This window comes from Burkholderia sp. Z1, assembly GCF_014893795.1.
In the GTDB taxonomy this organism is placed as follows: domain Bacteria; phylum Pseudomonadota; class Gammaproteobacteria; order Burkholderiales; family Burkholderiaceae; genus Burkholderia; species Burkholderia theae.
The window spans coordinates 1,264,992-1,277,143 of sequence record NZ_JACFYL010000002.1 but is presented as its reverse complement, the minus strand read 5'-3'; the positions used below and the strand labels follow the sequence as shown (position 1 = coordinate 1,277,143).

Genomic DNA, 12,152 nt, shown 5'->3' with positions numbered 1-12,152 from the left:
TTCGCTGTCCATCGCATGCGCGGCTTTCCATGCGTATTCCATCCGCAATGCACCTATCGAACCGGAATCGACCGGCATGCGAATGGCGCGCGATGCATAGCCATCCGCCGGATTCGATATCGTGACTGTCGAGTCCATGCCGCCCCCTTCGGACGTGATTCGGATACGCATCTGGATCGCACGAACCTCCGCACGCGGTCATGCGTCCGGTGCACGCCGCAGCACGCCGAGTGCGCGGCGAATCCGGTCCGCCGGCCCATCACCATCGGCTGACGTATCGTCGCCGACGCCAGCAAATCTCCCCACTCACTTGAGCATGCGCCCGACGATTCAGCGTCGGCCCTGTCGTCACCGGCGCAATGAACGCGCCCGCGTGCGACGCCGTCGCGCCAGCCGGAAGTAGTCACGCAGCACGCGTGCGTCGGCTCGGCCGCTGCCCGAATTGCCACTCGGCCGGCTCCTTCGAATACCTCGTCGAGTTTCCGCATATCCCGCTTCAGCGTGGATCGCTTCATGGTTTTCCGTCGACCCATGACCACCACGCCCTCATCGCGCGCCGGACGTCTGAACACGTTCACGCATCGGCGAATCATATTCCCGGCCCCCGCCCAATGCGCCAGGCCCGCAAATTTAGTACGCGTACTAATGCCATGGAAATAAAACTCGTTGTTGTCCCATTAACCTGACATTTCCATTACATCAAAATAAACACCGAAACACGTTTCATGTTTTTCGAATCATGAGAAGTGATTTCCAGACCTTATCCAAACAGGAGTTCCGATATGAAAATCAACCCAATCTCCGGCGTACTGTCGTCTCTCCTCATTGTGGCGGGTATCGCGGTTTCGTCCAACGCACATGCAGTGGACGGCACCGTTTCGTTCTCGGGCGAAGTCATTTCGTCCACCTGCAAGATCGAAGGCCAGTCCAACGATCTCTCCGTCACGCTTCCCCCGGTCAGCACGGCCGCGCTCGACGCCGTCGGCTCCGTTGCCGGGCGCACGCCGTTTTCGCTGTCGCTTAGCGGATGTACCGTTGGCGACGGCAATCCGGTGAAGGTCGGCGTGTTGTTCGAGCCGGGTGCGAACGTCGATCAGTCGACCGGCCGCCTGACGGCGGACACCGGCGCCGGCAAGGCCGAAGGCGTTCAACTCAACGTGCTCGACGCGCAGCAGAAACATATCCCGGTCGGCTCGCAATCCTCCACCAACACGCAGATGGTCGACATCGGCGAGAACGGCACCGCAAAGCTCGACTATTTCACCGAGTACTACGCAGCCGACGCGGTCAAGGCCGGGACCGTCACGTCGCGCGTCGAATATTCGCTGATCTACCAGTGATGGCGCACGCCGGAGGCGCCTGACGCACTCCCGCAGTCGTTCCGCGCGACCGGCAGAGCACCCGCACCCCGCCGGTCGCATCACTCGACCACACGGACACATCGATGAAATTACCGAATCTTCTCTGCACGTTCCTCGTCGCCACCGCCGCCTGGGCATCCCACGCCGATGCAAGCGTCGTGATCGCCGGCACGCGCGTGATCTTTCCGTCCAGCGAGCGGGAAGTCACGATCCAGCTGACGAACGACGGCAAGCGGCCCGCACTGGTCCAGACGTGGGTCGACAACGGAGACAGTCATGCATCGCCGGAACACATCGATGTGCCGTTTCTCCTCGCACCCGCCATGTTCAGGATGGACCCGGGCAACGGACAGACGCTGCGCCTGATTCATACGGGCACGCCGCTTCCGGCCGATCGGGAATCGCTGTTCTGGCTAAACGTGCTCGAGGTGCCGCCGAAGGCGGAAGCCGCCGACGACCGGAACCGGATCCAGCTCGCCTTTCGCTCGCGCATCAAGCTTATGTATCGCCCGCAGGAACTGAAGGGCGACGCCGGTACCGCACCGCAGCAGGTCACCTGGCGCGTGGTTCGCTCGGATGCCGGCCGATATGCGCTGGCCGCCACGAACCCCACGCCGTACGTCGTCAATTTCGGCAACGTGATACTGAAATCCGCCGGACACCGGCATGACGCCGGCGCCGGCTACGTATTGCCGGGCACCACACAGCAATTCCCGATCAAGGATCTCGCCGGCCCGCCCGCCGCGAATGCATCGGTCGAATTCGGCAGCATCAACGACTGGGGCGCGGTAACCGACATCGAACGCCCCGTGTCCGCTGCCCCGTAATACCCCGTCCGGACGGCTGGCGACCCGACCCGCCGCGTTTTATCCCTCCCGCTCGCTTTCACTCAAGCGAGCCGCGCCACCGGCGCGGCGCGATGCCGACGCACGTCCGTCGACGATATCTCGCGCAGGCCGACGTCGCCAGCCCAGTCCTGGTGCCTGACAGGAACCGCGAATGAACCCGATTCGACATCCATATCGCACGCCGCTCGCTACGCCGCGCGAAAAACTGCTTCACCTGCTGGTGCTCGGCTGCATCGCCGCATGGGCAAACGACGGCCGCGCCGAACCGACGCCGGCACCGAATCCGCCGACCCAGCTTGCGCACGTCGAATTCGACGACGCCTTTCTCGCGAATCGCGTCGGCAAGGATTTCGACATCTCGCGCTTCGCGCAACGCAACATCGCGGCGCCGGGCATCTACAGTCTCGACATCTACGTCGGACCGGAATGGGTCGGCCGCCACGACGTCCGTTTCGAGGTCGTGCCTGGTGCGGAGGATGCGCGGCCCTGCTTCGATGACACGCTGCTGAAACGCGTCGGTGTCGATTTCGGCAAGCTCGCGCCGGATGTCGTCTCGCAACTGAGCGGAGAGCACGCCTGCCTGTCGATCGAACGCGTCGTGCCGGAAGCCCGCGCCACGTTCGACTTCGCGCGGCAGACGTTGACGCTGAGCGTTCCCCAGGCGTCGCTGGCGCGCCAGGCGCGCGGGTATGTCAGCCCCGATCAATGGAGTTCGGGTGTTCCCGTCGGCATCCTCGGCTACAACGCGAACCTCTACACGTTCAAGAACGCGGGCCAGCCGGCGCAGACGCAGGGGTACCTCGGACTGAGCGGCGGCGTCAACGTCGGCAACTGGCACCTTCGGCACGAAGGCTCGTATACGTGGTCCTCGCAAGGCGAGCACCGGTATCAGGACATCGCAACCTACCTCCAGCGCGATCTGCCGTCGATATCGTCGCAGCTCGTCGTCGGCGAAAGCTACACCACGGGCGAGCTGTTCGACTCGACGCAATTCCGCGGCGTGCGCCTGTCCACGGACGACCGCATGCTGCCCGACTCGCTGCGGGGCTATGCGCCGGTGGTGCGCGGTATCGCGAACTCCAACGCGAAAGTGACGATCCGCCAGAACGGCGTAACGATCTACGAAACGACCGTCGCGCCCGGCAATTTCGAAATCGACGATCTTTATCCGACCGGTTATGGCGGCGACCTTCACGTCGCCGTCACCGAATCCAACGGCGACGTCCATACGTTTACCGTGCCGTACGCGGCCGTGCCGCTGTCGCTGCGCCCCGGCATCGGCCGCTACAGCTTCGTCGCCGGCACGCTGAACGACACGCAGGGCGGGAGTCATCCGCTCTTCGCGCAAGCGACGTACCAGCGCGGATTGACCAACCTGCTGACCGCCTACGGTGGCGCGACGATCGCGGGCGGCTATGCGTCGTTCATGATCGGCGGCGCCTTCAACACGTCGTTCGGCGCGATCGGCGCGGATATCACGCATGCGACGACGTCGATTCCCGGCATCCGGCGCTTCAACGGCTCGAGCGTGCGCGTCAGCTACGCGAAGTCGGTCGCGGCGACCGGCACCGATATCGCTATCGCCGCCTATCGGCATTCCACGAGCGGCTATTTCGGGCTCAACGATGCGATGCAGGCGCGCGCCGGACGACAGGACGCGGCGATCTGGCGGCCGCGTCATCGTGCGTCGCTGACGTTGACCCAGCGCCTCGGCGAAAAGGGCGGACGCTTCAATGTCGTCGCGGCGGCGTCGAACTACTGGAACCGTGCGGGCGCCGACGTCAATTACTCGCTCGGCTACACCAACCAGTTCAGGAACGTTTCGTACAGTCTCACGGCAACGCGTCAGCGCAATGCCGGCGGCGCGATGGGCACGCTCTATCACGCGAGCGTCACCGTCCCGCTCGGCGGCAAGCAACCGGTCACGCTCACCGGCAACGTGTCGCGCGACACCTTCGGCCGCACGCGCGTTCAATCGACGCTGTCGGGCACGCTCGGAACCGATCACGCGCTTTCGTACGGCATCAGCGCCAACCACGTGTCCGGCACCGGCACATCGACGACCGACGGCAGCGCCAACGTGACATATCGTGCGCGCGGCGCGGAATTCAGCGCCAGCGGCGGCGGCGGCGCCGACTACCAGCAAGGCTCGGTCGCCGTACGCGGCGCGGTGGTCGCGCACGGCGGCGGCATCACGTTCTCGCAACCGGTATCCGAAACGTTCGCCATCGTCGAAGCGCCTGGCGCGGCCGGCGCACGCGTCGCGAATGCGACCGGTGTGCGGATCGACGGCAACGGCTATGCGGTTGTGCCCTACCTGACGCCGTACAACGTCAACACGATATCCCTCGATCCGAAAGGCATCTCGATGGATGTCGAAATGAAGGAAACGAGCCGGCAGATCGCACCGCGCGCGGGTGCCGTACCACTGATCCGGTTCTCGACCGAGACCGGCCGCACGGCAATCGTCCACGCACGTCAGCAGGACGGCGCGCCGTTGCCGTTCGGCGCGGCGGTCCACGACGAAACGGGCAAGGAAATCGGCATCGTCGGCCAGGCGAGCCGGATCCTCGCGCGCGGACTGAACGATGGCGGAGCGCTGACCGTGCGATGGGGGACGGACGATGGTTCGGTGTGCCGGATCGCGTACGCGCTGCCGACCGTCAAGCGTCAGCGGAAGGCAACGGCGGTTCAGGCGATCAACGGCGTCTGCGCGCCAACGGCAACGATCGCCGGTAATCAATAATCGACAAGGAAATCCTATGTTCCGCTTCCGTCAATCGACCGTATGGAATCGAACCGTTCACGCGGTGCACGCCGGTGACGCACGCACACGCGACGTACCGCAGCGGCCACGGAAGGCCAGGCTGTGCACGACCGTCCTGCTGGCGGCGACAGCGTTGGCTCCGTCTGTTGCCGCAGCCACGAATTTCTTTACCGCGTTCGGCAGCGGATCGATTACGGTACCGTCGACCACGCCGCAGGGAACGGTCCTGGCACGCGACTACCTCACGCCGCAGGAATTTTGCGGTGCCAGCACTTGCCAGATAACAGGCGCGAGCCTGGCCAACAAAGGCAATATCATCTGGGGCTGGACAGACGGGCCCGACCTTGAAACGAACGTTTCCGGCGTATCGACACGGATGCTCATCGACGGCGTTCCGCTCACGCAGTCGAGCCCGATGACGCTGCGCAACATGGCCGAGGTCCAGTTGTTCCGCGACAGCCGTGCCGCCAAGAACGGATCGCTGAATTCGGGCTCGTTCTCCCAGTACTTCAGCGTCAACTACAAGTCCGGACTGCTGGGCGACACGACGATCGTCTACCTCTCCGCGAGCGTCACCTTCATCCAGGGCACCTGTTCCGTTCCCGACCAGACCGTCACACTGCCGTCCGTTCAACATCATGTCTTCACCGGCGTCGGCTCGACGGCGGGCACGACGGAATTTCAGCTCCGCCTGAACAACTGCCCGGCCGGCTACAACCGGGTCGGCTATCAGCTCTCTCCGTTGGACGGCGTGGTCGCCGACAGCAGCGGCACGCTGCAATTGCGCCCGGATGCCACCGCGAAGGGTATCGGCATCCGGATCACCGACGGCGTGAGCGGCGAAGCCATGACGTTCCAGAAATCGCACACGGTCACCAGTTACAGGAGCAGCACCGGCGGCTCGCCGTCGATTCCTCTGCGTGCGTCGTACGTGCAGACCGGCGATACCGTTCGCGGCGGGTCCGTCCGAGCCGCCGCGCAGGTGCTGATCGATTACCAGTAACGTCCGGCGGTGCCGTGCGACCTCCCGTCCGCCGCATGGCGCCGCATTCGCCACACCGGGTCATGCCCGGATATACCCCGACTTGCCGCATCAAAAGTCGGCGCTATATTTGATCGAACACGGTCTACGTTGTCCGTTGGTTCGAATCATTCACTCTCATCCACTCAAGAGATTCGATGAATTGCCGTTTACGCACTTAGCACCGCAGCGTTGACGGACTGCCACCCGAGCGGCCCCGCTGCGACGCGCTTCCTCTCTGGAGCCTGTCATGAAGCATCGTGTGATCGCCGCCTCGTTCGCGTTGGCTGCCTCGCTTCTGGCCACGTCCTCGTCCTTTGCCGCCGGCGCGTCCGGCATCATTCACTTTTCCGGCATGATCGTCGAGCCGCCCTGCTCGTTCGCGCTCGATACGGCCGACGCCGCGCAAGCGCGCGTGCGCCCCGACTGCCCGCGGCCGGCGACCGGCCAGATCGCGTTCGTCGACGCGGCGAGCCAGCAGGCCGTCAAGACCACGACCTTTACTCAGGCTTCGCGCGCAATCGTTTTACCGAAGCGTCCGGGCAACGATCTTGCGCCGATGATCGCCGTTGTGACATACCAGTAACACCGGTCGGCCGCGCGGTGCGCGGCGGTTCCGACGCGGCCGCGCGTCAGTCTCGATGGCGCGCGATCCACTCGCTGAACGCGCGGATCTTCTGCTGGCTGCCGATGGTCTCGGGATACACGAAGAAGTAGCGCGCGCCGGTTTCGAGCACGAGGTCGAACGGCCGTTCGAGCCGGTGCGCACTGACGTCGTCATCGACGAGCGTCACGTCGCCGATCGCGATGCCGAAGCCCTGCATCGCCGCGTTGGTCGCGAGATCGAGCGTGTCGAACGTCGGCCCGCGCGCGGGATCGACGCCGCGCTCGCCCGCATGATCGAGCCAGGCACGCCAGTCGCGATGGTCGCGCGTCGGATGCAGCAGCGTATGACGCGCGAGATCGCCGACCGCATCGAGCGGCGACGCCTGCCGCAGTTCGGGCGCACACACGGGCGTCAGCCGCTCGTCGAACAGCGGCAGCGCGAATACGCCCGGGCCCGGTGATGTGCCGTAGACGACCGCCGCGTCGAATGGCTCGGTCGAGAAATCGACGACGTGCTGCCACGCGGTCGTGATCTGCACATGGAGATCGGGATGCTCGCCCTGGAAGCGCATGATGCGCGGCAGCATCCAGCGCATCACGCAGGTCGGCACCTTCAGCGCGAGATCGGTGCGCTGCCGCGTGAGCTTCATCGAGATGTCCTCGATCCGCGCGAAGCTGTCGTTGACGACCGGCAGCAGTTGCTCACCCTCCGCCGTCAGCGTGAGGCCCTTCGCATGCCGCTTGAACAGCGGAAAGCCGTAGTGCGCCTCGAGCGTCTGGATTTGCCGGCTCACCGCGCCCTGCGTGATGCACAGCTGCTCGGCCGCGCGCGTGAAGCTGCGGTGGCGAGCCACCGTCGAGAAGATCTGCAGCGCGTGCAGAGGCGGAAGTCGGCGCATGACGAGGCACGAGAAACGGAAGAACGGCGCGCCGACATCGGCGCGCGCTGACCGACACGATAAGCCAAACGCCGGCTTTGCGCGAGACGCGAAACGCGGATCGCTCAGGCCGTCGCGACGAGCGCGCCCGCCGCGATGCGCGCCGCCGATGCGACGACGTCCGCGCGGGCAGCCGCGTCGGCCTGCGGCTGCGTGAACGACACGGCCATCACGAGCGGCGCGCGCGACGGCGGCCACAGCACCGCGACGTCGGTTGTCGTGCCGTAACCGCCCGTGCCGGCCTTGTCCGCGACGCGCCAGCCGGGCGGCACGCCCGCCGCGATGCCGGTCGCGCCGCGCGCGCCGCCGGTCATCCATTCCGTCAACTGCGTGCGCTGCGGTTCGTGCAGCGTGTCGCCGAGCAGCAGCCGCTGCAGCATGTCGACCATCGCGACCGGCGTCGACGTATCGCGTTCGTCGCCGGGCGCGGCCTGGTTCAGTTCGGGTTCCCAGCGATCGAGGCGGAACGCCGTGTCGCCGCTCTCCCGCGCGAACGACGTGACGGCCTGCGGGCCGCCGAGCACGCCCATCAGCAGGTTGCCCGCGCCCTTGTCGCCCGACTGCAGCATCGCCACGCAAAGCTGCTCGATCGTCATGCCCGTGTCGACGTGGCTTTCCGTGATCGGCGAGCCCGACACGACTTCATAGCGGCGGTACAGGATGCGGCGCGGCAGCAGCGACGCGTCGAGCGAGCCGCGCGCGAGCATCGCGGCGGCCGCGACGACCGCATACGTGCCGCACAGCGGGAAACGCTCGCGTGCATGGTGAGCGATGCGCACGCCGTTCGACGTATCGAGCGCGGCGACACCGAGCCGGCCATTCGATGCTTTTTCGAGCGCGGCGAGTTCGGCTTGCGCGGTGTGCGCGCGCCCCTGGTCGGCAACCGGCGCGGACGTGCACGCGGCGACGAACGGCGCGGCAACGGCGGCAAGCAACAGCGAGCGACGTGTCGGTGAGTGTTCCATGGAATGAGTAGGGTTCTGTCGGAATCGGTGGCACGAAGCAACGCGGGCGCGCATTGGCGAAGCGCGCCCGTTCACGCCGACGGCCGGCCCGCGACGGCATTCGCCGCGCATCCCCGAAAGACGCCCGTCGGCCCCGCGAGAAGCGCGGGACTCGCATGAAGACCCTAGCGTAGCAGCGACCGCCGCCACGTTCCAGTTGAAACGCTCCGCTTCAGCCTTGCGACGAAGGCAGGTAAGGCATCGGATTCACCGGCTTGCCGTCGCGCCGCACCTCGAACAGCAACGCGACGCGCGAGTTGTCGAGGTCGCCCATCTCGGCGATCTCGTCGCCCTGACGCACGATGTCGCCCGTCTTCACGAGCAGCTTGCGGTTATGCGCATAGGCGGTCAGGAAATCCGCGTTGTGCTGGACGATGATCAGGCTACCGTAATCGTTCAGGCCTGTGCCCGCGTACATCACGCGGCCGGCGGCCGCGGCGCGGACCGGATCGCCCGGCCGGCCGGCGATCTGGATGCCGCGGTTCTGCCCCGGCCGGAACCCGTCGACGATCTTGCCGCTTGCGGGCCACGTGAGCGCGACCGCACTCGAATGGCGCTTCGTGTCCTTGACGACCTGACGGTCACTCGCCGTCGACGCGGTGGCCTGCGCGTTCGCCGGGTTACCCGCCGCGCCATCGCTTGCGGCAACCTGTGCGCCGGCCGCGCCCGACGACGGCGGCAGCGGCTGTTGCCTGACGATGCGCAGCACCTGCCCCATGCGCAGCCTGCCCGCGCCCAGCTTGTTCCAGGTGCGCAGCTCCGCAATGCTGCAGTTGTTCGCCGACGCGATACCCGTCAGCGTGTCGCCGCGCTTCACGACGTACTTCTGCGCGACGAGAATCGGCGCCGGCGGCGGTGTGGCGGCCGACGGCGCAGCGGCAGGCTGGCTCGACGGCGACGATCCCGCCAGCGTGTCGCTCGGCGGAACGGACTGCGTACCTGCACAACCGGCCATGACGAGCACGGCGGCCAGGCCCGACAGCCACCCCGCGTGGCGGTGAATCTCGCGCGTTTCCATGGACGATCCGACTCCGGTTTGACAATCTTTCAAGCATCTCAAAAACGGAACGGCCGACGTGTAACCGGATGCAAACAATGATGACAAACGATCACGAACCGGGCGTCGGCCGGCATTCGCTACCGGTAATACGGTCCGATTCGGAAAAACTTGATGGTCTTTTTAGGAGAAAGCGGAAGAATTTTCGCCTTTGAAACTATGGCGAATTTGTTCCAATAGGTGGGATCGGTGGAAAAAGGCGACCGGCGGCCGAGTTAGCGCGTGCCTGCCGCCGCGCTCAACGCAACCACGCGACGAGTTCGGAACCGGCCCACGCAATGCCGATGCACAGGAACAACAGGTGCAGTGCGATCTTGAACGACATGCCCCACGACGAATCGATCTGCATGACAGGCCCCCGGTTGATGTGCGGTCATGATCGGCCATCGATCTCGCCCCGAAAATGCGGAACCGGCGAATCGGGTCTCAGGCGTAGCCTGAGACCGCGGCTGCCGTTCCCTGCTAACTTATCGGCCATTACAACGCCATCGCTCCCCGCCATCATGCGCTTCGACCTGACCGACCTGCGGCTCTTCCTGAACATCTGCGAGGCCGGCACGATCACGAGTGGCGCCGAGCGGACGCACATCACGCTGCAGGCCGCGAGCGAGCGCATCCGCGGCATGGAGGATGAACTCGGCGTGCCGCTGCTGCACCGGACCAAATCGGGCGCGCAGGCGACCGACGCAGGTCGCGCGCTCGAACACCACGCGCGCACCGTGCTGCAGCAGATCGACCTTATGCGCGGCGAACTGCAGCAATACGGCCAGGGGCTGCGCGGGCATATCCGGCTGCTGTGCAACACGGCGTCGCTGAGCGAATACCTTCCCGACGCGCTGGCCGACTACCTGCCACATCATCCGCAGCTGTCGATCAGCGTCGAGGAGCGCTCGAGCCAGGAGATCGTGCACGCGATCCGCAACAAGACGGCCGAGGTCGGCATCGTCGCCGATTCGGTCGGGCTCGGCGGGCTCGAACTGAAACCGTTTCGTGAAGACTGGCTGATCGTCGTCGTGCCGGCCGCGCATCCGCTCGCATCGCACGACCAGGTCGCGTTCGACGCGATCGCCGATGCCGATTTCATCGGCCTCACCGACGGCAGCGCGCTGCAGGTACATCTCGCCGACCAGGCACGCGCGCTCGGCAAGCGGATCCGCTATCGCGTGCAATTGAAGAGCTTCAATGCGATCTGCCGCGTGATCGCGAGCGGCGTGGGCATCGGCATCGTGTCGCGCCATGCGGCCGAGCGCGCGATGCAGACGATGGACGTGCGGCTCGTCGAACTGTCCGACCCGTGGAGCCACCGGAAGCTGACGCTCTGCGCGCGGTCGTTCGACGCGCTGCCGAAGTACACGCGGGAGTTCGTGGGGTTTCTGTCCGGTGAAAACGCCACGCGGTAACCTGATACCCTCCTGCCCCGGCCCCGTCCCGACATGATCGCTCCCGCCAACGATTCGCCCGCTGCCGTTGCCCGCCGGCTCGTGATCGTCGAAGGGATGATGGGGTCCGGCAAGTCGAGCACGATGCGCTTCATCGCCAGTCGCCTGCAGGCGGCCGGGCACGACGCCGTGGCCATCCACGAACGAACGGAGCCTCATCCCGTGCGCGCCACGGACGAGTTCGAGCACTGGTTTGAGCCCTGGCGCGATGCGACGGCCGCTCAACTCGCCGAGCGTGCGCTCGCGCGCTGGGCCGCTTTCGTCGACGACGCGCGGCTCGGCACCACGGTGTCGGTGCTGGACGGACAACTCTTTCACGGCGACCTGACCAATCTGCTGCTGATGGAAGGCGAACCGGCGCTCATCGAAGCGTACGTACGAGAACTGGCCCGGACGATCGCCCCGCTTGCGCCGCTGGTCGTCTATTTCTGGCAGCGCGACATCGATGCCGCCATCCGTACGGTCTGCGCCGAACGCGGCGACGACTGGGTCACCTATCAGACCCGCTGGAAACTGGCGGCACCATACTGCGTGCGGCGCGGACTGACAGGCCTCGACGGGCTGGTCGCGTTGTATCGCGACTACCGGCAAACGACCGACGCGCTGTTCGAGCAATTGCCGCTCGACAAGCTGTCGATCGAAAACGGCGACCGCGACTGGGCGACAGTCGAGCAGCGGATACTCGACGCGCTGCAGCTGTAACGCACGCCCGGCCGACCGCGCGACACCGGCACGCCATTCCGCTCCCCCCATCGACACACGGAGACATGGCCATGACCGACACCGATCTCGCCACTCGCTACCGCGCGTATATCGACTGCCTGAACCGGCAGGTCTGATCGGTGATCGACAAGGCGGTGATCGAGGCCCAGCTGTAACGCTCGTCGGAGCAGCCCAGCACCGCGCTCGATTCGTTTCGATACTTATGGATAACGTTTTCTCTCAAATGAGACCGAAAACGCATCTCGCGGCAATCTTCCCGGCAACCACTTCCGCGCCGGCATCCCGCACCACCCTCCATCCATCTCCGAAAAAATCCCTCGCAATTTCCGCGCAATTCTGACCCACGCGCTCCCCCGCTCCTTCCCACTATTCGGGTTTCTACCGGCGC

At 65.7% G+C, this 12,152-nt stretch carries 10 protein-coding genes; 7 read left to right on the top strand and 3 right to left on the bottom strand.

Annotated features, from left to right (window positions below; all coding sequences use genetic code 11):
• The first annotated feature begins 746 nt into the window (after positions 1-746).
• From H3H55_RS22760 to H3H55_RS22740, 5 genes are all read left to right on the top strand, one after another.
• Positions 747-1,340, top strand: a complete 594-nt coding sequence (locus H3H55_RS22760) for a fimbrial protein (protein ID WP_319022320.1) — start codon at positions 747-749, stop codon at positions 1,338-1,340.
• Positions 1,341-1,444: 104 nt separating this feature from the next.
• Positions 1,445-2,188, top strand: coding sequence for a molecular chaperone (locus tag H3H55_RS22755; protein ID WP_193100301.1), 744 nt, complete (start codon positions 1,445-1,447; stop codon positions 2,186-2,188).
• A 172-nt stretch (positions 2,189-2,360) separates the two neighbouring features.
• Positions 2,361-4,955, top strand: a complete 2,595-nt coding sequence (locus tag H3H55_RS22750) for a fimbria/pilus outer membrane usher protein (protein ID WP_193100300.1) — start codon at positions 2,361-2,363, stop codon at positions 4,953-4,955.
• Positions 4,956-4,971: 16 nt separating this feature from the next.
• Positions 4,972-5,979, top strand: coding sequence for a fimbrial protein (locus H3H55_RS22745; RefSeq protein WP_193100299.1), 1,008 nt, complete (start codon positions 4,972-4,974; stop codon positions 5,977-5,979).
• Positions 5,980-6,247: 268 nt separating this feature from the next.
• Positions 6,248-6,583 (top strand): type 1 fimbrial protein, encoded by a 336-nt coding sequence (locus H3H55_RS22740; protein ID WP_193100298.1) that lies wholly within the window; start codon positions 6,248-6,250, stop codon positions 6,581-6,583.
• A gap of 46 nt (positions 6,584-6,629) precedes the next feature.
• Here the strand turns inward: H3H55_RS22740 and H3H55_RS22735 are convergent, their stop codons facing one another.
• The 3 genes from H3H55_RS22735 to H3H55_RS22725 form a co-directional block, all read right to left on the bottom strand.
• Complete coding sequence (locus H3H55_RS22735) at positions 6,630-7,502, bottom strand: LysR substrate-binding domain-containing protein (RefSeq protein ID WP_193100297.1); 873 nt, start codon at positions 7,500-7,502, stop codon at positions 6,630-6,632.
• A 104-nt stretch (positions 7,503-7,606) separates the two neighbouring features.
• Positions 7,607-8,506, bottom strand: coding sequence for a class A beta-lactamase (bla, locus tag H3H55_RS22730; protein ID WP_193100296.1), 900 nt, complete (start codon positions 8,504-8,506; stop codon positions 7,607-7,609).
• Positions 8,507-8,717: 211 nt separating this feature from the next.
• Positions 8,718-9,563 (bottom strand): peptidoglycan DD-metalloendopeptidase family protein, encoded by an 846-nt coding sequence (locus H3H55_RS22725; RefSeq protein WP_193100295.1) that lies wholly within the window; start codon positions 9,561-9,563, stop codon positions 8,718-8,720.
• 542 nt (positions 9,564-10,105) lie between these two features.
• Here H3H55_RS22725 and H3H55_RS22720 point away from each other — a divergent pair.
• Together H3H55_RS22720 and H3H55_RS22715 are read left to right on the top strand one after the other, a co-directional pair.
• Positions 10,106-11,002 (top strand): LysR substrate-binding domain-containing protein, encoded by an 897-nt coding sequence (locus H3H55_RS22720; protein ID WP_193100294.1) that lies wholly within the window; start codon positions 10,106-10,108, stop codon positions 11,000-11,002.
• A gap of 81 nt (positions 11,003-11,083) precedes the next feature.
• The gene (locus H3H55_RS22715) at positions 11,084-11,743 is read left to right on the top strand and encodes a hypothetical protein (RefSeq protein WP_319022319.1); all 660 of its coding nucleotides are present in this window, start codon (positions 11,084-11,086) and stop codon (positions 11,741-11,743) included.
• The last annotated feature ends 409 nt before the right edge of the window (positions 11,744-12,152 follow it).